Source organism: Streptomyces sp. ISL-43, assembly GCF_018614195.1.
GTDB lineage: Bacteria > Actinomycetota > Actinomycetes > Streptomycetales > Streptomycetaceae > Streptomyces.
In genome coordinates this window covers 110,221-134,253 of sequence record NZ_JAGGOT010000062.1, presented here as the reverse complement: position 1 = coordinate 134,253, position 24,033 = coordinate 110,221, and the positions used below count along the sequence as shown (strand labels likewise).

General features: G+C 71.7%; 18 protein-coding genes and 1 pseudogene. 6 read left to right on the top strand and 13 right to left on the bottom strand.

The window, feature by feature from the left end:
• Positions 1-38: 38 nt before the first annotated feature.
• Positions 39-1,574 carry an MFS transporter gene (locus tag J7F03_RS32420; RefSeq protein ID WP_214955856.1) on the top strand — a complete coding sequence of 512 codons (1,536 nt, stop codon included), beginning with the start codon at positions 39-41 and terminating at the stop codon, positions 1,572-1,574.
• A 107-nt stretch (positions 1,575-1,681) separates the two neighbouring features.
• On the opposite strand, the gene serA is transcribed toward J7F03_RS32420, so the two are convergent.
• From serA to J7F03_RS32390, 6 genes are all read right to left on the bottom strand, one after another.
• Positions 1,682-3,271, bottom strand: coding sequence for a phosphoglycerate dehydrogenase (gene serA / locus J7F03_RS32415; protein ID WP_214955854.1), 1,590 nt, complete (start codon positions 3,269-3,271; stop codon positions 1,682-1,684).
• A gap of 288 nt (positions 3,272-3,559) precedes the next feature.
• Positions 3,560-4,561 carry a ketol-acid reductoisomerase gene (gene ilvC / locus J7F03_RS32410; protein WP_214955852.1) on the bottom strand — a complete coding sequence of 334 codons (1,002 nt, stop codon included), beginning with the start codon at positions 4,559-4,561 and terminating at the stop codon, positions 3,560-3,562.
• Between the two features lie 127 nt (positions 4,562-4,688).
• Positions 4,689-5,213, bottom strand: a complete 525-nt coding sequence (gene ilvN, locus J7F03_RS32405) for an acetolactate synthase small subunit (RefSeq protein WP_053677671.1) — start codon at positions 5,211-5,213, stop codon at positions 4,689-4,691.
• 30 nt (positions 5,214-5,243) lie between these two features.
• Positions 5,244-7,130, bottom strand: a complete 1,887-nt coding sequence (locus J7F03_RS32400) for an acetolactate synthase large subunit (RefSeq protein WP_214955850.1) — start codon at positions 7,128-7,130, stop codon at positions 5,244-5,246.
• A gap of 215 nt (positions 7,131-7,345) precedes the next feature.
• On the bottom strand, positions 7,346-10,228 hold the full coding sequence (locus tag J7F03_RS32395; protein ID WP_374104420.1) for a putative bifunctional diguanylate cyclase/phosphodiesterase: 2,883 nt from the start codon (positions 10,226-10,228) through the stop codon (positions 7,346-7,348).
• A gap of 273 nt (positions 10,229-10,501) precedes the next feature.
• Positions 10,502-11,449, bottom strand: coding sequence for a 2-hydroxyacid dehydrogenase (locus J7F03_RS32390; RefSeq protein WP_214955848.1), 948 nt, complete (start codon positions 11,447-11,449; stop codon positions 10,502-10,504).
• 80 nt (positions 11,450-11,529) lie between these two features.
• Between J7F03_RS32390 and J7F03_RS32385 the strand changes: the two genes are divergently transcribed.
• The 3 genes from J7F03_RS32385 to J7F03_RS32375 all read left to right on the top strand — a co-directional run bounded on the left by J7F03_RS32385 (position 11,530) and on the right by J7F03_RS32375 (position 14,088).
• Positions 11,530-12,537, top strand: a complete 1,008-nt coding sequence (locus tag J7F03_RS32385) for an aldo/keto reductase (RefSeq protein ID WP_214955847.1) — start codon at positions 11,530-11,532, stop codon at positions 12,535-12,537.
• 111 nt (positions 12,538-12,648) lie between these two features.
• Positions 12,649-13,872: a sorbosone dehydrogenase family protein gene (locus tag J7F03_RS32380; protein WP_214955846.1), complete on the top strand. Its 1,224-nt coding sequence runs from the start codon at positions 12,649-12,651 to the stop codon at positions 13,870-13,872.
• 42 nt (positions 13,873-13,914) lie between these two features.
• The gene (locus J7F03_RS32375; RefSeq protein ID WP_214955845.1) at positions 13,915-14,088 is read left to right on the top strand and encodes a DUF6191 domain-containing protein; all 174 of its coding nucleotides are present in this window, start codon (positions 13,915-13,917) and stop codon (positions 14,086-14,088) included.
• Here the strand turns inward: J7F03_RS32375 and J7F03_RS42130 are convergent.
• From J7F03_RS42130 to J7F03_RS32345, 6 genes and pseudogenes are all read right to left on the bottom strand, one after another.
• The gene (locus tag J7F03_RS42130; protein ID WP_214955844.1) at positions 14,085-17,132 is read right to left on the bottom strand and encodes a helix-turn-helix transcriptional regulator; all 3,048 of its coding nucleotides are present in this window, start codon (positions 17,130-17,132) and stop codon (positions 14,085-14,087) included. The genes J7F03_RS32375 and J7F03_RS42130 overlap by 4 nt on opposite strands.
• Before the next feature lie 80 nt (positions 17,133-17,212).
• Positions 17,213-17,380: a hypothetical protein gene (locus J7F03_RS32365; RefSeq protein ID WP_214955843.1), complete on the bottom strand. Its 168-nt coding sequence runs from the start codon at positions 17,378-17,380 to the stop codon at positions 17,213-17,215.
• A gap of 212 nt (positions 17,381-17,592) precedes the next feature.
• Entirely contained in the window at positions 17,593-18,189 is a 597-nt protein-coding gene (locus J7F03_RS32360) for a hypothetical protein (protein ID WP_214955841.1), read from the bottom strand.
• Positions 18,190-18,316: 127 nt separating this feature from the next.
• Entirely contained in the window at positions 18,317-18,871 is a 555-nt protein-coding gene (locus J7F03_RS32355) for a GNAT family N-acetyltransferase (RefSeq protein ID WP_214955839.1), read from the bottom strand.
• A gap of 39 nt (positions 18,872-18,910) precedes the next feature.
• The gene (locus J7F03_RS32350; RefSeq protein ID WP_214955837.1) at positions 18,911-21,160 is read right to left on the bottom strand and encodes an MMPL family transporter; all 2,250 of its coding nucleotides are present in this window, start codon (positions 21,158-21,160) and stop codon (positions 18,911-18,913) included.
• 257 nt (positions 21,161-21,417) lie between these two features.
• Positions 21,418-21,795 (bottom strand): annotated as a pseudogene (locus tag J7F03_RS32345) (signal peptidase I); the annotation flags it as partial.
• Between the two features lie 54 nt (positions 21,796-21,849).
• On the opposite strand from J7F03_RS32345, the gene J7F03_RS32340 reads away from it, so the two are divergent.
• Positions 21,850-22,665 (top strand): GNAT family N-acetyltransferase, encoded by an 816-nt coding sequence (locus tag J7F03_RS32340; protein WP_214955835.1) that lies wholly within the window; start codon positions 21,850-21,852, stop codon positions 22,663-22,665.
• Positions 22,666-22,715: 50 nt separating this feature from the next.
• Positions 22,716-23,234: a DinB family protein gene (locus J7F03_RS32335; RefSeq protein WP_214955834.1), complete on the top strand. Its 519-nt coding sequence runs from the start codon at positions 22,716-22,718 to the stop codon at positions 23,232-23,234.
• Positions 23,235-23,270: 36 nt separating this feature from the next.
• On the opposite strand, the gene J7F03_RS32330 is transcribed toward J7F03_RS32335, so the two are convergent.
• Positions 23,271-24,032 carry a siderophore-interacting protein gene (locus J7F03_RS32330; protein ID WP_214955832.1) on the bottom strand — a complete coding sequence of 254 codons (762 nt, stop codon included), beginning with the start codon at positions 24,030-24,032 and terminating at the stop codon, positions 23,271-23,273.
• Position 24,033 lies beyond the last annotated feature (1 nt).

Sequence of the window (24,033 nt, the reverse complement as noted above, 5' to 3'; positions counted from 1 at the left end):
ACTAGACAGACGTTTATGACGCTTGTACATTGCTGCTCATGACGAACCCCGCAGCACGTCTCGCCGGTCGCCGGGAATGGATCGCCTTCACCGTTCTCCTGCTCCCCCTGCTCCTGGTCTCGATGGACGTCTCCGTCCTCTACTTCGCCATCCCCGCCATCACCGAGCAGCTGGACCCGAGCGCCACCCAGCAGCTCTGGATCTTCGACAGCTACGCCTTCGCCCTCGCCGGCCTACTGGTCACGATGGGCTCGCTCGGCGACCGGATCGGCCGCCGCAAGCTGCTGCTGATCGGCGCGACCGCCTTCGGCCTCGCCTCGATCGGCGCCGGCTACGCCACCAGCGCCGAGATGCTCATCGCGGCCCGCGTGCTGCTCGGCATCGGCGGCGCCACCCTCATGCCCTCCACGCTGGCCCTCATCCGCAACCTCTTCCAGGACGACAAGCAGCGCGGCAAGGCCATCGCCATCTGGTCCGGCGCCATGACCGGCGGCATCGCGCTGGGCTCGGTGCTGAGCGGCGTGATGCTGAACCACTTCTACTGGGGCTCCGTCTTCCTGATCAACGTGCCCGCGATGCTGCTCCTGCTCGTCCTGGTCCCCGTGCTGGTCCCCGAGTTCAAGGACCCGGCCCCCGGCCGCTTCGACCTGCTGAGCGTGCCGCTGTCCATGGCCGCCGTTCTGCCGGTGGTCTACGGCCTCAAGGAGATCGCCGCCGAGGGCTTCACCCCGTTCCGCGCCGGCTGCCTCGCCGTCGGCCTGGCCTTCGGGTACGCCTTCGTCCGCCGTCAGCGCACCCGGGACGACGCCATGGTCTCCCGGGACCTCTTCCGGGGCCGCGGCTTCGGCGCCGGCATCGGCCTGAACACCATCGCCGCCTTCGCCATGATGGGCTCGGCCTACTTCACCACCGAGTACCTGCAGTCGGTGCTCGGCATGGGCACCCTGGAAGCCGCCCTCTGGAGCCTCGCCCCCTCGGTCGTCATCGGCGCCGCCGCCCCCGTCAGCGCGGCCCTGGCCCAGAAGACCGACCGGGCCTACGTCATCGCCGGCGGCTTCGTCCTCGCCGCCGCCGGCTTCGCCCTGATCGGCCTGGTCGGCACGGACTCGCTGTGGCTGCTGCTGACCGGCGCCGGCGTCCTGGCCTCCGGCATCGTCACCGTGATGTCCCTGGTCTCCGACATGGCGCTGGGCGCCGCCCCCGCCGAGAAGGCCGGCTCGGCCGCCTCCCTGCTGGAGACGGGCCAGGAGTTCGGCGGCGCCCTCGGGATGGCCGTCCTGGGCAGCCTCGGCACCGCCGTCTACCGCTCCGACCTGGCCGGCTCCGACCCGGCCGTACGGGAGACCCTGGGCGGGGCCGCGGCCACCGCCCGGCAGGTCGGCGGCGAAGCCGGCGGGCAGGTCCTGGCCCTGGCCCGGGAGGCCTTCGTCCACGGAATGCAGTACGCGGCCTGGGGCGGTACGGTCCTGCTGCTCGCGGCGGCGGTGCTCGCCGCGGCCCTGCTCCGGGGTCGCGCGGCCCAGGCTCCGGCCGCGGCGGAGCGGGCCGGGGCCGGCGAAGCCCTCGCGCGCTGAGCGACGTAAGAAGGCCCGGGAAGGCGCGAACGGGCGGGGAAAGGCGGGGAACACGAAAGGGCCCGGGGTTTCCCCCGGGCCCTTCGCGTACGTCCGCTGCCGGATGGTCAGCCGAGGCTGACCGTGCGGGCCGAGACGGCGCCGATCTCGGTGGAGATGTCCGCGAGGACGTTCACCGGGACCTCGGCGTCGACCGTGAGGACGACGAGCGCCTCGCCGCCCTCCTCGGCGCGGGCGACCTGCATGCCCGCGATGTTCAGGCCGGCCTCGCCGAGGATGCGGCCGACGGTGCCGACCACGCCCGGGCGGTCGGCGTAGCGCAGGACGACCATGTGGTCGGCGAGCGCCAGGTCCACGTCGTACTCGCCGACGCCGACGATCTTCTGCAGGTGCTTGGGACCCACGAGCGTGCCGGAGACCGAGACCTCCTGACCGTCCGACAGGGTGCCGCGGACGGTCACCACGTTGCGGTGGTCCGGGGACTCCGACGAGGTGGTCAGGCGGACCTCGACGCCGCGCTCCTGCGCGAACAGCGGGGCGTTGACGTAGGAGACCGTCTCGTCGACGACGTCCTCGAAGACGCCCTTGAGCGCGGAGAGCTCCAGCACCTTGACGTCGTGCTGGGTGATCTCGCCGCAGACCTCGACGTCGAGGCGGACCGCGACCTCGCCCGCGAGGGCGGTGAAGATGCGGCCGAGCTTCTCGGCGAGCGGCAGGCCCGGACGGACGTCCTCGGCGATGACGCCGCCCTGGACGTTGACCGCGTCCGGCACGAGCTCGCCGGCGAGCGCGAGGCGCACCGACGTGGCGACCGAGACACCGGCCTTCTCCTGGGCCTCGTCCGTGGACGCGCCGAGGTGCGGGGTGCAGACGACCTGGTCGAGCTCGAACAGCGGGGAGTCCGTGCAGGGCTCCTTCGCGTACACGTCGAGGCCGGCGCCGGCGACGCGGCCCTCCTTGATGGCCGAGTACAGCGCGGCCTCGTCCACGATCCCGCCGCGGGCGGCGTTGACGATGCGGACCGACGGCTTCACCTTGTGCAGGGCCTCGTCCCCGATGAGACCGAGGGTCTCGGGGGTCTTGGGCAGGTGCACGGTGATGAAGTCGGCGACCTCGAGGAGCTCGTCCAGCGTCAGCATCTTGACGCCCATCTGGGCGGCGCGCGCGGGCTGTACGTAGGGGTCGTACGCGACGATCTTCATGCCGAAGGCCGACATGCGCTGGGCGACCAGGACGCCGATGCGGCCGAGGCCGACGACACCCAGGGTCTTCTCGCTGAGCTCGACACCCGTGTACTTGTTCCGCTTCCACTCGCCGTTCTTCAGGGCGGTGTTGGCCTGCGGGATGTTGCGGGCGGTGGCGACGAGCAGGCCGCAGGCCAGTTCGGCCGCGGTCACGATGTTCGAGGTCGGGGCGTTGACGACCATCACGCCGGCCTTGGTGGCGGCGGAGACGTCGACGTTGTCCAGACCGACGCCGGCGCGCGCGACGACCCTCAGCTTCTTGGCCGCGGCGATGGCCTCGGCGTCGACCTTGGTCGCGGAGCGGACCAGGATCGCGTCGACGTCGACGATCGCGGGGAGCAGCTCCGCGCGGTCGGCTCCGTTGACGTGCCGGATCTCGAAGTCCGGGCCGAGTGCGTCCACGGTGGCGGGCGACAGCTCTTCGGCGATGAGTACGACAGGTTTCGAGCTCACGTGGGTCCTCACAAGTCCAGTGCGGACGGCCGTCCCGACGGCCGCAGGCGGTGGAGGGGGTAGCCGCGTGGAAGACGCACGACACTGTGGGCCTGACGCGTTGTGTTGAGCAGTGTAGTGGCGGATCCGGTGTGGAATTCCGCCTGTACGGAAGGATCACCCGTCCGTGATTGGCCGGGGTGGACAAGCGGGCCGTTTCCAGGCCCGCGGAGCGCGTGCCCGCCCGCGTCGCCGCCCCGATGTGCGGCGGGGCCGGGACACACCGTCCCGGCCCCGTCGCGCACGAGATCAGCTCTCGTCGTTGTCGACCCAGCTCATCAGCTTGCGCAGCTTCTTGCCGGTGGTCTCGAGCAGGTGGGCCTCGTCGGCCTTCTTGTACAAGTTGTACTTCGGCAGGCCGGCCTTGTACTCGGCCATCCAGGTGTTGGCGAACTCGCCGTTCTGGATTTCCGCGAGGACCTTCTTCATCTCGGCCTTGGTGGCGTCCGTGATGATGCGGGGGCCGGTGATGTAGTCGCCCCACTCGGCGGTCTCGGAGACCGACCAGCGCATCTTCTCCAGGCCGCCCTCGTACATGAGGTCCACGATGAGCTTCAGCTCGTGCAGGCACTCGAAGTACGCGATCTCCGGCTGGTAGCCGGCCTCGGTCAGGGTCTCGAAACCGGCCTTGACCAGGGCGGAGGCGCCACCGCAGAGGACGGCCTGCTCACCGAACAGGTCGGTCTCGGTCTCCTCGGTGAAGGTGGTCTTGATGACGCCGGCGCGCGTGCCGCCGATGCCGGCCGCGTACGAGAGCGCGAGCGCGAAGGCGGAGCCGGTGAAGTCCTGCTCGACGGCGGCGATGCAGGGCACGCCGCGGCCTTCCTCGTACTGGCGGCGGACCAGGTGGCCCGGGCCCTTCGGGGCGACCAGGGCGACGTCCACGTTGGCCGGGGGCGTGATGAAGCCGTAGCGGACGTTGAAGCCGTGGCCGAAGAAGAGGGCGTCGCCCTCTTCGAGGTGCTGCTCGATGGACTCGGCGTAGATCTCGGCCTGGAGCGGGTCCGGGGTCAGGATCATGATGACGTTCGCCCAGGCCGCCGCCTCGGCGACGGGGAGGACCTTGAGACCCTGCTCCTCGGCCTTGGCCTTGGACTTGGAGCCCTCCTTCAGGCCGACGACGACGTCGACGCCGGAGTCACGGAGCGACAGCGCGTGGGCGTGGCCCTGGCTGCCGTAACCGATGACCGCGACCTTGCGGCCCTGGATGATGGACAGGTCGGCGTCGTTCTCGTAGAACAGCTCGGCCACTGGGATATCTCCTTGGTGCGCTGGTGTTGCTCCCACCGTACGGCGGGGAACGGAATACGTGGTTCTCGGTCTCGCCATACGAGCGAGCGAGCGGGGAGCGGTCGGGCCGGTGTCCGGCCCGACCGGCTCAGGCGCTGCGGTCGAGCGCGCGCAGGCTGCGGTCCGTGATGGACCGTCCGCCGCGCCCTATGGCGATCGTGCCGGACTGGACGAGCTCCTTGATGCCGAAGGGCTCCAGCATCTTGAGCATCGCGCCCAGCTTGTCGGTGCCGCCGGTGGCCTCGATGGTGACGGCCTCCGGAGAGACGTCGACCGTCTTGGCGCGGAACAGCTGGACGATCTCGACGATCTGCGAGCGGGTCTCGTTGTCGGCGCGGACCTTCACCAGAACGAGCTCGCGCTCGATGGCGTTGTGCTGCTCCAGCTCGACGATCTTGAGCACGTTGACCAGCTTGTTGAGCTGCTTGGTCACCTGCTCCAGCGGGAGGTCCTCGACGTTCACGACGATGGTGATGCGCGAGATGTCGGGGTGCTCGGTGACACCGACCGCGAGGGAGTCGATGTTGAACCCTCGGCGGGAGAACAGCGCGGCGATCCGGGCGAGGATGCCGGGCGTGTTCTCGACCAGGACGGAGAGCGTGTGCTTGGACATGTGAGTCGTTCTCTCTCTCAGGCTCTCGGCTCAGTCGTCTTCGTTGTCGCCGAAGTCGGGACGGACGCCCCGCGCGGCCATGACCTCGTCGTTCGAGGTGCCGGCGGCGACCATCGGCCACACCATGGCGTCCTCGTGGACGATGAAGTCGACGACCACCGGACGGTCGTTGATGGCGTTGGCCTCGGCGATGACCCGGTCCAGGTCGGCCGGGTCCTCGCAGCGCAGGGCCACGCAGCCCATGGCCTCGGACAGCTTGACGAAGTCCGGGATGCGGGTGCCCTTGCGGGGGGCGATGGACTCGCCCACCTGGGAGCCGACGGTGTCGATGCCCGTCTCGTCCGCGTGCAGCACCGTGTTCGAGTAGCGCTGGTTGTAGAAGAGGGTCTGCCACTGGCGGACCATGCCCAGCGCGCCGTTGTTGATGATCGCGACCTTGATCGGGATGTTGTTCAGCGCGCAGGTGACCAGTTCCTGATTGGTCATCTGGAAGCAGCCGTCGCCGTCGATCGCCCAGACCGTGCGGTCCGGCATGCCGACCTTGGCGCCCATCGCGGCCGGGACCGCGTAGCCCATGGTTCCGGCGCCGCCGGAGTTCAGCCAGGTGCGGGGCTCTTCGTAGTTGACGAAGTGCGAGGCCCACATCTGGTGCTGGCCGACGCCGGCCGCGTAGATGGTGTGCTCGGGCGCCATCTGGCCGATGCGCTGGATGACCTGCTGGGGCGACAGCATGTCCTCCGAGGGCTTCTCGTAGCCCAGCGGGTACGTGTCGCGCCAGCGGCTGAGGTCCTTCCACCAGGCGCTGTAGTCGCCGGCGTTGCCCTCGGTGTGCTCGGCCTGGACCGCCTGGATCAGGTCGGCGATGACCTCGCGGGCGTCACCGACGATCGGGACGTCGACGGCGCGGTTCTTGCCGATCTCGGCCGGGTCGATGTCCGCGTGGATGATCTTGGCGAACGGGGCGAAGCTGTCCAGCTTGCCGGTGACGCGGTCGTCGAAGCGGGTGCCGAGCGCGATCAGCAGGTCCGACTTCTGCAGGGCGGTCACGGCCGTGACCGCGCCGTGCATGCCGGGCATGCCCACGTGCAGCGGGTGGCTGTCGGGGAAGGAGCCGAGCGCCATCAGGGTGGTGGTCACCGGGACGCCTGTCAGCTCGGCGAGGACCTTCAGCTCGGCGGTCGCGCCGGACTTCATGACGCCGCCGCCGACGTACAGGACCGGGCGCTTGGCCTGGCAGATGAGCTTGGCGGCCTCGCGGATCTGCTTGGCGTGCGGCTTGGTGACCGGACGGTAGCCCGGGAGGTCCTGGGTGGGCGGCCACGAGAAGGTGGTCTTCGCCTGCAGGGCGTCCTTGGCGATGTCGACCAGGACCGGGCCGGGGCGGCCGGTCGAGGCGATGTGGAAGGCCTCGGCGATCGTCCGCGGGATGTCCTCGGCCTTGGTGACCAGGAAGTTGTGCTTGGTGATCGGCATCGTGATGCCGACGATGTCCGCCTCCTGGAAGGCGTCGGTGCCGATCGCCTTGGAGGAGACCTGGCCGGTGATCGCGACGAGCGGGACGGAGTCCATGTGCGCGTCGGCGATGGGGGTGACCAGGTTGGTGGCGCCCGGGCCGGACGTCGCCATACAGACGCCGACCTTGCCCGTGGCCTGCGCGTAGCCGGTGGCGGCGTGGCCGGCCCCCTGCTCGTGGCGGACCAGGATGTGACGGACCTTCTTGGAGTCCATCATCGGGTCGTACGCGGGGAGGATGGCGCCGCCCGGGATGCCGAAGACGGTGTCGCACCCCACCTCTTCGAGAGAGCGGATGAGGGACTGCGCACCCGTGACGTGCTCAACTGCGGCGGACTGGTGTCCGCCGGTACGGGCCCGCGGCTGCGGATGGTGGGCCCCGGTGGCCTGCTCGGTCATCGGCATTCTCTTCTCGAAGCTGAGGGTTTTACGAGGAGGGTTTTACGAGATTCGACGTTGCCAGTGCAACAAAAAACCCCTCGTGCCGGGAGGCAAGCGAGGGGAGCGCGTCGGGTGTGTTGAGCGGGGACAAGCAGGTCCCAGCTTCAGCCGACGCGCTTTCCAAGTACGAGAATTCGGGTGCGCATGACATTGACCCTCCCTCCGGCGGGAGGGTGATGTCAAGCGGGTGGGACGGGCGTCTCATTATGTGAGCCTCTGTGGATGGCCATCGAGCCCCCTGGGGAACCACCGGCCAATGCGGGTTGGGCCGCGCCGCCCGGTACAGGGAACGTACCTCGCACGAGCGCCCGCCGCAGCCTGTACTCGTCGAGAGGGCCGGAGAAGGCCATCCCCTGTCCATGCGTACAGCCCATCGCGCGCAGTGCCAGGACCTGCTCGGGCAGGTCCACCCCCTCCGCCACCGACTGCATGCCGAGGTCGTTTGCGATCCGCAACAAACCTGCGGTGATCTTGTGGAGTCGCGGGGACTCGACGACGCCCTCGACCAGGCCCCGGTCGAGCTTGAGCATGTCCACGGGGAGCCGGCGCAGCGCGCTGATGGCCGCGTAACCGCTGCCGAAGCCGTCCAGGGCGATCAGGACCCCGAGCCGGCGCAGCGCCGCCAGACGCCGCTCCAGGTCGTCGAAGGGCACTCTGGGGTCGGAGACGGCGAGCTCCAGGACGAGCGCCCCCGACGGCAGCCCGTTGCGCGTCAGCAGGGCCTCCACCGAGCCCAGCGGCATCGACCGGTCCAGCAGCCGCTGCGCGGTCATCCGTACGGCCACGGGTACGTCGTGCCCGGCGCGGTGCCGCTCGGCGGCCTGCCCCACGGCCTCCTCCAGCAGCCAGCGCCCCAGCTCGGCGGTGCGCGAGGCGTCCGGCACGGCCGAGTGGTGCCCGCCGTCGCTGTACTCGGCGACCCGCAGGAACTCGGCGGGCGTGAACAGGATCCCCTGGGCGGAGCGCCACCGGGCCTGTGCCGCCACGGCCGAGATCTCGCCGGTGGCCAGGGAGACAACGGGCTGGTGCAGCAGCGCGAACTCGCCCTCGTGCAGCGCGGTGCGCAGCCGCCCCGCCAGCTCCGCCTTGCGGACGACTTCGGCCTGCATCTGCGGCGCGTACATCTCGACCCGGTCCTTGCCTCCCGCCTTGGCCCGGTACATCGCGAGATCCGCGTTGCGCATCAGGTCCGAAGGGGTGATGCCCGGGTCGGCGAAGGCCACGCCGATGCTGGCGGCCACCCGGACCTCGCTGCCCGCGATCCGGTACGGCTGGGCGAGGGTGGTGCGCAGCCGGTCGGCGATCTCGTGGACCTGGTACTCGCGGGCGCCGCGGTCGCGGCTGCCGTCGCCCAGGATCAGCGCGGCGAACTCGTCGCCGCCGAGGCGGGCCGCGGTGTCCCCGGCCCGGACCGAGTCCTGGAGCCGGCGGGCGGCTTCGATGAGCAGCTCGTCGCCCGCCTGGTGGCCGATGGTGTCGTTGACCGCTTTGAACCCGTCGAGGTCGATGAAGAGCACGGCGGTGCTGTGGTCGCCGGCCCGCCGGCCGGTCAGGGCCTGGCGGACCCGGCGGGTGAACAGGGCCCGGTTGGGGAGGTCGGTGAGCGGATCGTGCTCGGCGCTGTGCTGGAGCTGCGCCTGGAGCCTGACCCGCTCGGTGACGTCGCGGCTGTTGAGGATGAGCCCGCCCTGGTGGCGGTTGACGGTGGACTCCACATTGAGCCATTCCCCGCCGCCGGACTTGAACCGGCACTCGATGCGGGTGGTCGGCTCCTCGGTGGGCGGCGCGGCGAGGAAGCGGCGTACCTCGTGGATGACGCGGCCCAGGTCGTCGGGGTGGATCAGGGTGGCCAGCTCGGTGCCGACCAGCTCCTCCGCCTCGCGGCCGTAGACCCCGGCGGCGGCGGGGCTGACGTAGCGCAGGGTTCCGGTGGGCGCGGCGATCATGATGACGTCGCTGGAGCCCTGGACCAGGGAGCGGAAATGGTTCTCCTTCTGGGCCAGTTCCTGGGTCAGCGCGATGTTGTCGAGGAGCATGATGCCCTGGCGGATCACGAGGGCGAGCACGACCGTGCAGCCGGTGAAGACGACGACCCGGTCGACCTTCCGGCCGTCCACCACGTTGTAGAGGATCCCGAGGGTGCAGACGGCGGCCGCGAGGTACGGGGTCAGGGCGGGCAGGGAGCCGGTGATGGGGCGGCTGTGCGGCCGCTCCGCGTGCGCGCGGGCGGCGGGGTCGGGGCCCGGGTGCATGCGGCGGGCGCCCCAGGGCGCGTACGCGAGGAGGAGCGAGCCCGCGAACCAGCCGGCGTCGAGGAGCTGGCCGGACTGGTACTCGGCGCTGAGCAGCGGCGAGGTGAACAGCGCGTCGCTGAGTACGGTCAGGGCGAGGGCCGCGATGGCGGTGTTGACGGCCGAGCGGTTGCTCTCGGAGCGACGGAAGTGCAGCACCAGGACCATCGAGACGAGCGCGATGTCCAGGAGCGGGTAGGCCAGCGAGAGCGCCGCGCGCGGGACGCTCCCGGGGGCGCCCGACTGGGCGGTGCGCGCCGCGTGCGCGAGGGCCAGGCTCCAGGAGAGGGTGATCAGGGAGCCGCCGATGAGCCAGGAGTCGAGCCCGAGGCAGACCCAACCGGCTCTGGTGACCGGGCGTTTGGCGAGGACGAGCAGGCCCACGATGGCGGGCGGTGCGAAGCAGAGGAAGGCGAAGTCGGCGATGGAGGGCTTCGGCACGCTCTCGCCGAGGACCACCTCGTACCAGCCCCAGACGGCGTTGCCGCAGCCGCCCATGAGCGAGGAGAACGCGAACAGCAGCCAGGCCGGGCGCTCACGGCTGTCGATGGCCCGCGCGTAGGTGAAGCAGGAGACGGCGGCCAGCAGTCCGGCGGCGCTGAGTCCGAAGTCGCCCATGATCTCGGCGAGGTCCTCGGAGCCCCAGCCGAGGGCGGCGCCCACGGCGTACCCGCTGCTGACCACCGCGAGGAGGAACTGCATCGCCAGGCTCTTGCCGCCCCCGCCGGCGAGGGGCTGGCGGGTCAGGAGCGCCGCCCCCGGGGCGCTCACCGGTCCCCCTCGCTGGCTGGTTTCGGCGTAACCCATCGTCGTTTGCGGCGGCTTCGCCGCACCGGATCCTTCACCCATTGGCCGTACATCGCCCGTCGCCCCCCAAAGTGTCCGATCACTCCCCAGCGCCAGACCAACGCGCCGCAGCCCCTTCTTCCGGACGATACACCACTTTCGTCACTCAGGGACATAGCTTCTCTACGCTCCGTCACCATGCGGGGAGTTGTGTCCACCGAGCGCATCCGTCCGACTGCGGAGCGTGCGCACCAAGCGTCACTCCGTGATCAACACCGTGTTCTCCACGGGCGATCCGGCGGCGAACCGCCGGAGCTGACGGGCCACCAAACGCCTCGCCCGCGGCTCGAACGCCGAGCTGCTGCCGCCCACATGGGGCGTGATCAGGACACCCGGAGCATGCCAGAGCGGATGTCCGGAAGGCAGTGGTTCCGGATCGGTGACGTCCAGCGCGGCGCGCAGCCGGCCCGACTCCACCTCCGCCAGCAGCGACTTGGTGTCGACGACGGGGCCGCGGGCCACGTTCACGAGCAGCGCCCCGTCCCTCATGCGGCCGAGGAACTCCGCGCCCGCCAGCCCCCGCGTCTCTTCGGTGAGCGGCGTGGACAGGATCACCACGTCGGCCCGGGGCAGCAGTCGGGGCAGTTCGGCGAGGGCGTGCACCGGCCCGCGCGCCGTGGTGCGCGCCGTCCGCGCGACCCGGGTGATCCGCTCGCACTCGAAGGGCGCGAGCCGGTCCTCGATGGCCGCACCGATCGCCCCGTAGCCGATGATCAGTACGGACTTGTCCGCGAGGGCCTCGTAGAACCCGGAACGCCACTCCTCGCGGTCCTGGCCGCGCACCATGCCGGGGATCCCGCGCAGGGAGGCCAAGGTCAAGGTGAGCGCCAGTTCGGCGGTGCTCGCCTCGTGGACGCCGCGGGCGTTGCACAGCCGTACACCGGGGCGGAGGTCGCCGAGGCCGGCCAGGACGTGGTCGATGCCGGCGGTCAGCGTCTGCACGACCTGGAGGCGGGGCATCGCGGGCAGCGGGCGCAGGGTGACGGCCTGGGACTTCATGTAGGGCGTGACGTAGAAGACGCAGGCGGCCGGATCGGCCGGGAAGGCCTCCTCGCCGTCCCATCGGCGGTACCGGAAGGAATCGGGCAGGCCCTCGATCTCCTCGGCGGGGAAGGGGAGCCAGACGTCGGGAATCTCTGCGGTCATGATCAGGAGGCTATGCCAGGGGATCCGGATCGAGCCGTTAGTTTGTGTGCCGGACCGGGAGGACCAGGGGGGAAGCACGGGTGGAGCGCAGGTCGATCGGGGCGGGGGCGCTGGCGGTGGGCGCCGTCGGACTCGGGTGCATGCCCATGAGCGGGGCGTATGCGCCCGGGCGCAGGCGGCGCGAGGACTCGCTGCACACGGTGCACACGGCCCTGGACCTGGGCGCGAACCTGCTGGACACCGCCGATCTGTACGGCCCGTACACCAATGAGCTGCTGCTGGGCCGGGTGCTGCGGGAGCGCCGGCCGGACGCCTTCGTCTCCGCGAAGGTGGGGCTGCGGGCGGACGGGCGGCACGTGGTGGCGGACGGCCGGCCCGGATACCTGCGGCGGGCCTGCGACGCCTCGCTGCGGCGGCTGCGGACCGACGTCATAGACCTGTACCAGCTGCACCGGGTGGACCCGGAGGTGCCGGTCGAGGAGACGTGGGGCGCGATGGCGGAGCTGGTGGGCGCGGGGAAGGTGCGGGCGCTCGGCTTCTGCGCGCTGGGCGCGGCGGCCGGGCCGGGTGCGGGGCGGCGCGGGGACCGGACGTACGGGGCGACCGTACGGCACCTGGAGCGGGCGCAGCAGGTGTTCCCGGTGAGCGCGGTGCAGGCGGAGCTGTCGGTGTGGTCTCCGCAGGCGGCGCGGCACCTGCTGCCGTGGTGCGCGGCGCGCGGGGTGGGGTTCCTGGCGGCGATGCCGCTGGGGAGCGGGTTCCTGACCGGGACGCTGACCCCGGGCGAGGGGTTCGAGCCGCAGGACGTGCGGGCCCGGCATCCGCTGTTCACGGCGTACGCGATGGCGGCGAACCAGGTGCTGGTGGCGGGGCTGCGGCGGGTGGCGCGGCGGCACGGGCCAGGGGTCACGGCGGCCCAGGCGGCGCTGGCGTGGGTGCTGGCGCAGGGTCCGCAGGTGGTGCCGGTGCCGGGGGCCGGGCAGGCGCGCTGGGCGGCGGAGAACGCGCGGGCGGCGGAGGTCCTGCTGACCGCCGAGGACCTGGTGGAGCTGTCGGAGCTGCCGGCCCCGGTGGGAGCCTGGGACTAAGCCGTCTCCACAACCACTCGATCGAGTGTACGAGTGGTGGAACTTCGGGAACGGTCGCGGCTGTTGGGTCATGTGAAAGGCACGAGCGGAGGACCTGAGGGGAGCAAGGCGATGCGATACGGACGGATTCAGGGGTACGCCGGCCCGCGCGCCGGGAAGCGCGGAGTGCTGGCGGCCTGCGCCCTGGCCGGATGCGGGGCGCTGCTGGCGGCCGGGTGCTCGCCACCGGGCGGCGCCGGGGCCCGGCCGGGCGGGGCCTCACCGGGCGCGGCCTCCACCGCGTCGGCGCCGGCGGCCTCCGACGGGCCGTCCGCCTCCCCCTCCGTGTCCGGCCCGCCGGCCAAGGGCGGGGTGACGGTGACGGGCGAGGCCGCCAAGGGCCTGGAATCCCCGTGGGGCGTGGCTCCGCTGCCCGACGGGAATCTGCTGGTCGCCTCGCGCGACAAGGGGACGATCAGCCGGGTCGATGTGGGCACGGGCGCGGTGACCCGGATCGGCGAAGTGCCCGGGGTGGCCCCGGGCGGCGAGGGCGGACTGCTGGGCCTGGCCCTGTCCCCCTCCTTCGCCTCGGACCACATGGTGTACGTGTATTTCACGACCGAGTCCGACAACCGCATCGCCCGGCTCCGCTATGACGACAAGAGACCGGTCGGAAACCGACTGGGCGCTCCCGACACGGTGTTGAGGGGGATCCCCAAGGGGTTGATCCACAACGGCGGGCGGATCGCCTTCGGCCCGGACAAGATGCTCTATGCCGGGACGGGCGAGAGCGGGGATCCCGGGCTGGCCCAGGACAAGAAGTCGCTGGGCGGCAAGATCCTGCGGATGACCCCGGACGGGCAGCCGGTGCACGGCAATCCGGAGGCCGATTCCGTCGTCTACTCCTACGGGCACCGCAATGTGCAGGGGCTCGCCTGGGACAAGGACAAACGGCTGTGGGCCGCCGAGTTCGGCCAGAACACGTGGGACGAGCTGAATCTGATCGAGCCCGGCGGGAACTACGGCTGGCCGGAGGCGGAGGGGAAGGCGGGGAAACCGGGGCTGCGCGATCCGGTGGCGGTGTGGAAGACCGACGAGGCCTCGCCGAGCGGGATCGCCTGGGCGCAGGGCTCGGTCTGGATGGCCGGACTGAAGGGGCAGCGGCTCTGGCGGATTCCGCTGGCCGGGGCAAACCCGGTGGCGGAGCCGGAGGCCTTCCTGAAGGGTGATTACGGTCGCCTGCGGACCGTGGTGGCCCTCGGCGCGGACAAGCTGCTGCTGGTCACGAGCGAGACGGACGGGCGCGGGTCGCCGGAATCGGGCGACGACAGGATCCTGACACTTACGGTGCGATGACCGGCGGGCCCCGACGGGGGGACGAAAGGCACGGTGGGCACGATGTTCAACATGATCGAGGAGCTCTTCAGCCCGGGACGCAAGCACGCGGACGACGAGAAGAAGCGGCTGGAGCTTTCCCGGATCGACGTGAATGACGGCGACCCGGGAAAGGGCCCGATAGACCTGGACTCCGGCAAGGTGCTCATACGCCCCAAGGAGCAGCCCGAGGCCTAACGCGCGGGGGCAGCCTTCGCGGGGACCGGCCCGAAGAGCCGTAGCCGGTGGGCCAGGGCGGCCGCCTCGCCGCGGCCCGAGACGCCCAGCTTCGCCAGGATGTTCGAGACGTGCACGCTGGCCGTCTTCGGGGAGATGAAGAGCTCCTCGGCGATCTGGCGGTTGGTGTGCCCGGCCGCGACCAGGCGCAGCACGTCCCGTTCGCGGCTGGTCAGGCCCAGTGCCTCGATCGGGTCGACGTCGGGCGCGGGAGCTTCGGGGGTGTCCACGGGGGTGAGCGGAAGTCTGGCGCGCTGCGCGAGCAGGGCCAGGTCCTCGCGGAGCCGGCGGGCTCCGAGCTCTTCCGCCGTCGTGTAGGCCTCGTGCAGGCGGCCGGTCGCGGACTCCCGGTCGCCGCCGGAGACGAGCAGGGCCTCCACGAGCCGGTGGCGGGCCCTGGCCAGCAGGTACGGGCGCTCCAGCGGGCTGACGGCCTCCTCCACGGCCGTCCAGTCGGCGACGGTGTCCTGGCCCTCGGCGCGCAGCAGCTCGGCCCGGAGGTACTCGGAGTGGGCGCCCCACACCGGGACCGGTGTCGCCAGGGCCCGGGCGGCGGTGCGCAGGACCGTCAGCGCCTCGTCGCGGCCGGCTTCGGCGGCCGGCAGGCCCCGGGCGTCGGCCTCGGCCGTGGCGGCGGCGAGCAGCAGAGGCCAGGCGTAGCGGTGGTGGCCGAGCGGGAAGCCGTAGGCGATGGCCTCGGTGACCTGGGTGCGGACGTCGGCTATCCGGCCCTCCCCCGCGGCCACGCCGATCCCGAGGCGGAACATCGGGATCCGGTGCTGGGGCTGACCGTCGTGGGCCCCGAAGTGGGCTCGGGCGGCGGCGAGCTGGCCTGCGGCCTCGGCGAGCTCACCGCGGGCCAGGGCCAGGTAGGAGAGGCGCGCGGCGGCCGCGGCGCGCGGGGCGGCGCTGCTGACGAGGCTCATGGTGAGCCGGGCCTCCTTCGCGGCCTCCTCCCAGCGGCCGAGGCTGTACAGGCTCTCGGCCAGGTTCCCGCGGACCCAGGCCTCGGAGTCCATCAGATGGGACTTCTTGACCAGTGCGACACCTTGTTCGGCCAGTTCCACGGCTTCGCGGGACCGGCCCATGCTTTCCAACTGAGAGGTGAGGTTGATATGAGCACGTCCTGTCAGCGTGCCGAGGCCCAGTTCGGCTGCCCGGTCCTTGACCGCGTACATCTCGGCGAGGCCGCGCTCGGGTTCCCCGGCGTCGGTGATCAGGGTGCCGATGGTGATCCGGGCGTTGAGCTCCGTTTCCTCGGCGCCGACCATCCGCGCGTACTCCACGGCGCGTTCGGCGGCGGCGAGGTTGTCGGGGCCCGGATCGTGGAGCATGCCCCAGCTCGCGGCCCGGACCAGGACCTCGGCGTGCACCTGGGACGGGGGCAGCCCTCGGACGAGCTCCTGTGCCATGGCGAGCTCCTCCCAGCCGTCGCCGCGGGCGAGACTGGCGACGAGCCGGGAGCGCTCGGTCCAGAACCAGGCGGCCCGCAACGGGTCGTGGCCGTCGTCCAGGGAGCGCAGGGCGAGCTTGGTGATCTTCAGGGCGCGTTCGCGTTCGCCGCCGAAGCGGGCCGCGACGGTGGCCTCGGCCAGCAGGTCGAGGCGCTGCAGCGGGGTGGTCGCGGGGTCGCAGCCGCAGGGCGGGTACACCTCGGTGTAGTCCGCCGGGCGCAGCTCGCCGCGCACCTCCTGCGGTACGCCCTCCCACAGTTCCATGGCCCGCTCCAGCAGCCGCAGCTGCTCGGAGTAGGCGTGCCGGCGCCGGGCGGCCACCGAGGCGGCGAGGACGGCGGGCAGCGCCTTGACGGTGTCGTTGGCGTAGTACCAGTAGTTGGCGAGCCGGATGATCCGCTCCTCGGCGCGGGCCAGCGATTCGTCGGCCTCCAGCGCCTCGGCGTAGCGGCGGTTGACCCGGGCGCGCTCGCCGGGCAGCAGGTCGTCGGAGACGGCCTCACGGACCAGGGAGTGGCGGAAGCGGTAGCCGTCCCCGTCGGAGGTGGCGAGGAGGATGTTGGCGCCGACCGCCGCACGCAGGGCCTCGATCAGCTCGTCCTCGGTGAGCCCGGTGACGGCGCGCAGCAGGCCGTACTCCACCGTGGAGCCGCCCTCGGCGACGATGCGCACCACGCGCTGCGAGGCGTCCGGGAGGACTTCGACGCGCACGAGGAGGAGGTCGCGCAGGGATTCGGTGAGGCCGGTAGGGCAGCCGCTGGCACGGGAGGCGACGAGTTCCTCGACGAAGAAGGCGTTGCCGTCGGAGCGGTCGAAGACGGATTCGACGAAGTCCTCGTCGGGTTGCGAGGCGAGGATGCCGGCGAGCTGGCGGCGTACCTCGGCCCGGTTGAAGCGGGCCAGCTCGATGCGCTGGACGGTGCGCAGCCGGTCCAGTTCGGCGAGGAGCGGGCGCAGCGGGTGGCGGCGGTGGACGTCGTCGGCGCGGTAGGTGGCGACCACGACGAGCCGGCCGCTGCCGAGGGCCCGGAAGAGGTAGGAGAGCAGGTGCCGGGTGGAGGTGTCCGCCCAGTGCAGGTCTTCCAGGACGAGGACGACGGTGCGGTCGGCGGCGAGCCGCTCCAGCATCCGGGCCGTCAGCTCGAAGAGCCGGGCGGTGCTCTCCTCGTCGTGCGGGCCGCGCGGGGTCTCGCCGAGTTCGGGGAGGATGCGGGCGAGTTCGTCTTCCTGGCCGGCGGCCGCCGCGGCCAGTTCGGCGGGGAGCAGCCGGTGCAGAGTGCGCAAGGCAGTCGAGAACGGGGCGAAGGGAAGGCCCTCCGCCCCGATCTCCACACAGCCTCCGACGGCGACGACCGCGCCGCGGCGGTCTGCTTCGCAGAGGAACTCCTCGGTGAGGCGGGTCTTCCCGACCCCCGCCTCGCCGCCGATGAGCAGTGCCTGCGGCTCCTGGCCGCCGGCGGCACGGGTCAGGGCGTCGGTGAGTACGGCCAGTTCGTCGGCTCGGCCGACGAACACCGGGCTGACAGATCTGGTCTCCACGCCGGTGAGCATCGCACAGGGGTCCTGCTCACCGGCACTTGTTATCGGTGCGCTTCTCATCACGTGGCGATTCACGCGGTTCGCGGCGCGGGCTACGCGGCGCGGGTGAAGCTGCCCCGCAGGCTTCTCACCGGCCCTTCGGATTCCTGGGACCGGGAAAAGACGCGGCGGGCCTTCTTCGCCTCCTGGACCAGGCGGTACGCGTCGGCCTCGCGGATGAGGTCGTTGCGGCGGGCGTTGGCGATCTCGTACTCGAACATCTCGTACTCCCTGGTTGCGTTTCTCGGGCACCTCGTTCGGTGTGATCCAAGATTCGCGTCCCAGGGGGTACCGGCACATCGGGAGCATGCCGCATCTGGGCGGACCGGGGGTCCTTAGTCCGGGGGCAAGGGTCCCCGAGGTGGACTAAGGCAGTGCCTAGGCGAGAGCAGGGCGAGCGTGAAAGACCTGGTGGAGGCGGCCTACAGGGTGCCTAGGCGGCCTTGGGGAGGGGGAGGAAGTACATGACACCGAAGACGATCACGCCGAGGGCGCCGATGGCCATGGCCGCCCAGGAAACGGCACGGACCCAGGTGGGGAGCGTACGGCCGGGGGCGCCGAAGGCCGGAAGGGCCAGCACGAAGACGGCGATGAGCAGCGCGATCGTCGACAGGACACCGTTGACCAGGGCGGTCATCTGCCAGGCGTTGCCGTACAGGGCCTCGATCTTCGCCTCGGTGGAGGTGGCGTTGGAATTGGCCGAGTCGATCTGCCCGATGAGGGTCGATCGCTCGGCCACGACGCGGGAGACCCAGCTGCCGCTGAGGGCGACCAGGCCGAGACCGGCGGCGACGATCGCGGAGGCTGCGGCGCCGACGCCGTTGCCGCGCTCGGCGTCGGCCGTGGCATCGAGCTCGTCGTCGAGGTCCGAGTCGAGCTCCTCGTCGAGGATCTCCTCGTCGGTGAGGCCGGTGACGGCGGTGCCGTCGGCGACCGGGGCGGTCGTCTCGCCGGTGGTGTCGGCCTTCTTCAGGTCGGCCGGGGAGTCCGCCTCGGGAGCGGTCGGGGCGGGGGTCTTGGTGGTGTCCATGCGGGGCACCGTAGGCGGCTTGTATGAGAGGTTTCTGAGAATCCGGCGGGACCGCCCGCGCCGTCCGGCCCCGGGTCCGCGGGGGTACCGGGGGCGGGCTGGGCAACGGGAGGGGCTGCAGGCTCGGTTACGCGGGCTGGGCCGGGGTCCACTCGTGTGCGAGGACCGACCAGATCTCGGTGTCCTGGCGGGCGCCGCGGTAGAGGTCGTTCTCCCGCATGACGCCGTCGCGGGTCATGCCGAGGCGCTCGGCGGCGGCGATGCTCTTCTTGTTGGCGGAGGCGACGTGCCACTCGACGCGGTGCATGCCGCGCTCCCGGAAGGCCCAGTCGATCAGGATCCGGCAGGCCTTGGTCACCAGGCCGCGGCCGACCGCGGCGGGCTCCAGCCAGCAGCCGGCCTCACAGGTGCCGCTGCCGGTGTCGAAGGTGCGGAAGAGGACCCCGCCGACGAGGACGCCGTCGACCCTGATGCCGTAGAGCCGCCCGGTGTCGGTGGCCGCCTTCTGCGCGTAGGCCGCCAGGTAGGACCGGGCCCCCTCGATGTCCGCGACGACGTCCGGCAGTCCGACGAACCGGCCGATGTGCTCACGGCCGCGGTCCATGTGTGCCAGGAGCTCCTCGGCGTGCCGGATCTCCAGCGGGAACAGCTGGGCGCCTTCGGCGAGGTCTATCGAGAACATGCGGGCTCGTCCTTGGAGTTCGGGCGGCGGTTCGCCGCGTCACCGGGATGCTGTGGCGGGCTCGGTGCCCTCCTCGCTCGTGGCGTCGAGGGCGCCGGCCCGCTGTGCCGGAAGTGTCGCACGGGGCCGGCATTCAGGGGGTTCGATGCTGATGCGGGGCAGCCTGCGGTCCAGCCAGGCCGGCAGCCACCAGTTGGCGCCGCCGAGCATGTGCATCAGGGCCGGGACGAGGAGGGTGCGCAGGACGAAGGCGTCGAGGGCGACTGCCGCGGCCAGCGCGATGCCGAACATGGCGATGAGCCGGTCGCCGCTGAGTACGAAGGCCAGGAAGACGGAGATCATGATGACCGCCGCCGAGTTGATCACCCGGCTGGTCTCGGCGAGGCCGACGCGCACGGCCCGCTTGTTGTCCCCGGTCTCCAGCCACTCCTCGTACATCCGGCTGACGAGGAAGACCTGGTAGTCCATGGACAGCCCGAAGAGCACCGAGACCATGATCACCGGCAGGAAGGGCTCGATGGGGCCGGCGCTTCCCAGGCCCATCGGTTCGCTGCCCCAGCCCCACTGGAAGATCGCGACGACGACGCCGAAGGAGGAGGCGACGGCGGCGACGTTCATGGCGGCCGCCTTGACCGGGATGCCGATGGAGCGGAAGGCCAGCAGCAGGAGTGCGCAGCCCAGCGCGATGACCACTCCGACGAAGAGCGGCAGTTTGCCGATGATGACGGCGGCGAAGTCGTCGTAGCCGGCGGTCACGCCGCCCACGTGGACCCGCATGGAGTTGCCGTGCCCGGCGCGCGGGATGACCTCCTCGCGCAGCCTGTCGACCAGCTCGCTCGTGGCCCGGGACTGCGGCGAGGAGTCCGGTACGACGGTGACCACGGCCGTGTCGCCGCTCCGGTTGAAAACGGCCGGCCCGGCGGAGGCCACGCCCCTGGTCATGCGGAGCGACTCGGCCAGTCGGTCCACGGCCACCCGGTCGCCGGCGCCGTCGAGGCGGGCGACCACGGTCAGCGGGCCGTTCGTTCCCGGGCCGAAGCCGTCCGCGAGCAGGTCGTAGGCCTTGCGGGTGGTGGAGGTGGCCGGGTTGTTGCCCTGGTCGGAGGTGCCGAGGTGGAGGGAGAGCGTGGGCAGGGCCAGCACCACCATGACCGCCGTGGCGAGGAGGCCGAGCAGCTTCGGGTGGCGCTCGACGAAGGCGGACCAGCGGGCGGCGAAGCCGGTGACCGACTCGGCCCGCGGGCCCTCGACGGCCAGTCTGCGGCGCTCGCGGCGCGAGAGCGCACGCGTGCCGATGCAGGAGAGGAGGGCGGGCAGCAGGGTCACCGAGGCGGCGACGGTCAGGACCACGGTGAGGGAGGCGGCTATCGCGACGCCGTTGAGGAAGTTCAGCCGCAGCACCAGCATGCCGAGCAGCGCGATGCAGACGGTGGCCCCCGCGAAGACGACGGCCCGGCCGGTGGTGGCGACGGCGTTCTCGGCCGCCTCTTCGACCGGCAGGCCGCGCTGGAGCCCCTTGCGGTGGCGGGTCACGATGAACAGCGCGTAGTCGATGCCCACGCCGAGGCCCACGAGGGTGCCCAGCATCGGGGCGAAGTCGGCGACCGGCATCGCGTGCCCGAGGAGGGTGATGCCGAAATAGGCGGTGCCCACGCTGACCAGTGCGGTCGCGATGGGCAGCAGGCTCGCGGCCAGCGAGCCGAAGGCCAGGAAGAGGACCGCGGCGGCGATGGCCACGCCGATCACCTCGGCGAGGTGCGCGCTGGGGGCCTCGGTGAGGCCGATGGCGCGGCCGCCGAGCTCGACCTCGAGGCCGTCGACCTGGGTCGTCGGGTTCTTCGCGGCGTCGACCACGGCCTTCGCCACGGACTTGGGGACCGAGTCGGCCTGCTGGTCGAAGGTGACCACGGCGTAGGCGGTGCGTGCGTCGGCGCTGATCCGGGCGGCGCTCTCGGGTTCGCCGCCGTAGGGGCCGGCGACCGATCCGACGCCGGGCAGCTCGGCTATCGAGTCGAGCGCCCGCGCCATGCGTTCCTCGACGGCGGGTGTCCGCGCGCTCTGATGGTCCGGGGCCCGCCACACGATGGTGTCGGAGTCACCGCCCTGACCGTTGAAGCCCTCTCGGAGCAGGGCGTGCGCCTTGCCCGACTCGGTGCCGGGGACCTCGTAGTCGTTGGAGAACGCCGCTCCGGCGCCGATCGCGGCCGCGGCGGTCCCGCCGAACGCGAGGAGCCAGAGCATGACGGCGACGAGGCGGTGCCGCATGCACCACCGTGCGATTGCTGCCAACGGACGAGCTCCCTGGTGGTTCGGATCTTCACCGGGGAAGGGCCCGTCGCAAAGAACGCTTGAACACTGAACGCTGGACGTCTCAAAACTTATGGTCTACACCTTCACGATCGCAGCGTTCCGTGATCGTTGGCGGCCTTCGTGGGCATCGTCACAAGGGGCCGGGCAGGTGCGGGACCATGGTCACACGGGCTTCGGAGCGGAGGTCCGGCCGGACTGGTCGTCGACCCGGTGGTCGGCCCGGTGGTCGGCCGGGTATCGGCTCGGTAACCGGGCAGCGAGGGCCAGCGCACAGTGAGCACCACCGAGTCCTCCTCCGCGTACCAGGAGTGGTCCACGCCACGCCCCCACACGACGTAGTCCCCCTGCTCGGCGAGCACCACGCTGCGGCCGGGGAACTCCAGCCGGAAGCGCCCGCTGATCAGCACCTGAAGCGCCGTACGCGACTCCCCGCGCACCCATTGCGCACGCTCGTCACCCTCGGGGTGCACACCCCATTTGATCTCCACGTCCTCGCTGTGGCGGGGATCGCCCGGCTGCTTGAAGTGGCCGAGCAGCCAGCCGCGGTCCACTGCGGCGTCGGGTGCGGCCTTGCCGGTGTACACGGCGGGGGTGGGGGGTGCGGAGTCGCTCACCCGGGTGAGGCTAATGCAGTTGTGCAGGTGGTTGACGGCTGGTGAGCTGGCCGGATGACGATCGATCGAGACGACTTGCTGAAACTGCGCGCCGAGTTCGACACCGAGATGCGCCGGGAGGCGCGGCCCGACACGAGCGACGCGCGCGTGGAGCGGGCGGGCTCGGTCGTACGGCAGATCGTGCCCGGATCGGGCGGGAGCACCGTGCTCTGGTCGGACCTGGACGAGGGGACGGCGGACGCCGCGATCGCGGAGCAGGTGGCGTTCTTCAGCGGGCTGGCCGCCCGGGGCGAGATCGCGGGGCCGGAGTTCGAGTGGAAGCTCTACGACTACGACCGCCCCGCCGACCTCGGGGACCGGTTGCGTGCGGCCGGCTTCGTGGCGGAGCCGGCGGAGACGCTGCTGATCGGCCGGACGTCGGAGCTCGCGAAGCTCCCGGCGGAGCCGCCGGCGGGGATCACGCTGCGGGTGGTGACCGACGAGGAGGGCGTGGACCTGATGATGCGGGCCCACCGCGGCGCCTTCGGTACGGACCGCCCGCGCATCAGGGAGCTGATGGTGAACCTGCTGAGGGACGAGCCGGACACGATCGAAGCGGTCGTCGCGATGGCGGGCGACACCCCGGTGTCCGCGGCCCGGATGGAGATGCGCCCGGGCACTTCCTTCGCGGGCCTGTGGGGCGGCGGCACGGTGCCGCAGTGGCGCGGCCACGGCATCTACCGCCTCCTGGTCGCCCACCGCGCCCGCGTGGCGGCGGAGCGCGGCATCCGCTACCTCCAGGTGGACGCGTCGAAGGACAGCCGTCCGATCCTGGAGCGGCTGGGATTCGAGGTGCTGGGGGCCACGGTGCCGTGGGTGTGGGAGGGGTAGTCGCCCCGAACGGCTTCCGCGCCCCGTCCCGACGGGGCAAGATCACAGCCATGGCAGCGACAGAACCCACCCACCGCATCGGGCCGCCCCTCACCGGGGGCGAGCGCGAGACGCTCCGCGCGTACCTCGACTTCCACCGGGCCACCCTCGCCATGAAGTGCGACGGCCTCACCGACGAGGAGCTGCGCCTCCAAGCCTCCCCGCCCTCCACCCTGTCCCTGCTGGGACTGGTCCGGCACATGGCGGAGGTCGAGCGCCACTGGTTCCGCCGGACGGTGGGCGGGGCGGACGTCCCGCACCTGTGGTCGGACAAGCGGGACTTCCAGGCCGCCTACGACGCCTCCGGCTCGACCCGCGCCGAGGCCTTCGCGGCCTGGGAGGCGGAGGTCGAGCACTCCCGCGCGGTGGAGGCGGCCGCCGAGTCCCTGGACGTGACGGCGCACGTCGTGAAGTGGGAGGAGGACGCCTCGCTCCGCATGCTCATGCTGCACATGATCCACGAGTACGCCCGCCACAACGGCCACGCGGACTTCCTCCGCGAGGCCATCGACGGCACGACGGGCGCGTGACCCCGTACGGCGGTGGTCCGGCGGAGCCGGTGCCCGTCAGGGGCGCCAGTAGCCCAGGGCGTTGACACGGGCCTTCGGCACCGCCAGGTCCTTGCGGAGCCAGCTCGTCAGGGTGCGGGTGGTGGCCGTGTCGCAGGCCAGCCAGACGTAGGCGGACCCGGCCTCGCCGAGGAGGGGCGGGAGTTCGGCCCGGACGCGCTCGGTCAGCGCCCTGCCCCCGCCCGCGCCCCGCTCGACCCGGCGTACGTCGTGGCGGTCCGCGTGTACTCGTAGGGGCAGTTCGGCGTCGGTCGCGTGCCGGGTCTCGAACCAGACCGTCGCCGGGGTGTCCGGGAACGCGTCCAGCAGGGAGTTGATCGCGGGCAGCGAAGCCGGGTCGCCGATCACCAGGAGGCGGGCGGGCGCCGGGTCCGGGGCCGTGAAGGCCGTGCCCTGGACGGTCGCCTCGACGGTGTCGCCCGGCGCCACGCGCCGCGCCCAGTCGCTCGCGACCCCGTCGTGCAGGGCGAATTCCAGCGAGAAGGTGCCGGCGGCCGGGTCCGGGTCGACCAGCGTGTAGGCCCGCTGGTGCGGTTTGCCGTCGGCGGCCGCGAACCAGAGCCGGACCCACATCGTCGGGTGCGGCGACCGCCCCGCCGCCGCGAGCAGTCCGCCGTCCGACAGCCGTACGCGCCGGAAGTGTTCGGCGACCTCCTCGGCCCCGGTCACCGTGAAGCGGAAGTCCTTGCCCCGCATCAGTTTGAGGACCACGCCCTCCCAGCCCTTGGCCGTCTTCTCGGCCCCGCTCGCGACGCTCATC

Excerpts from the sequence above, each read along its gene's own strand:
- J7F03_RS32420 (WP_214955856.1), top strand. The coding sequence starts at position 39 with ATGACGAACCCCGCAGCACGTCTCGCCGGTCGCCGGGAATGGATCGCC.
- ilvN (WP_053677671.1), bottom strand. The coding sequence starts at position 5,213 with ATGTCCAAGCACACGCTCTCCGTCCTGGTCGAGAACACGCCCGGCATC.
- J7F03_RS32400 (WP_214955850.1), bottom strand. The coding sequence starts at position 7,130 with ATGCCGATGACCGAGCAGGCCACCGGGGCCCACCATCCGCAGCCGCGG.
- J7F03_RS32390 (WP_214955848.1), bottom strand. The coding sequence starts at position 11,449 with ATGACCGCAGAGATTCCCGACGTCTGGCTCCCCTTCCCCGCCGAGGAG.
- J7F03_RS32380 (WP_214955846.1), top strand. The coding sequence starts at position 12,649 with ATGCGATACGGACGGATTCAGGGGTACGCCGGCCCGCGCGCCGGGAAG.
- J7F03_RS32375 (WP_214955845.1), top strand. The coding sequence starts at position 13,915 with ATGTTCAACATGATCGAGGAGCTCTTCAGCCCGGGACGCAAGCACGCG.
- J7F03_RS42130 (WP_214955844.1), bottom strand. The coding sequence starts at position 17,132 with ATGCTCACCGGCGTGGAGACCAGATCTGTCAGCCCGGTGTTCGTCGGC.
- J7F03_RS32365 (WP_214955843.1), bottom strand. The coding sequence starts at position 17,380 with ATGTTCGAGTACGAGATCGCCAACGCCCGCCGCAACGACCTCATCCGC.
- J7F03_RS32360 (WP_214955841.1), bottom strand. The coding sequence starts at position 18,189 with ATGGACACCACCAAGACCCCCGCCCCGACCGCTCCCGAGGCGGACTCC.
- J7F03_RS32355 (WP_214955839.1), bottom strand. The coding sequence starts at position 18,871 with ATGTTCTCGATAGACCTCGCCGAAGGCGCCCAGCTGTTCCCGCTGGAG.
- J7F03_RS32340 (WP_214955835.1), top strand. The coding sequence starts at position 21,850 with ATGACGATCGATCGAGACGACTTGCTGAAACTGCGCGCCGAGTTCGAC.
- J7F03_RS32335 (WP_214955834.1), top strand. The coding sequence starts at position 22,716 with ATGGCAGCGACAGAACCCACCCACCGCATCGGGCCGCCCCTCACCGGG.
- J7F03_RS32330 (WP_214955832.1), bottom strand. The coding sequence starts at position 24,032 with ATGAGCGTCGCGAGCGGGGCCGAGAAGACGGCCAAGGGCTGGGAGGGC.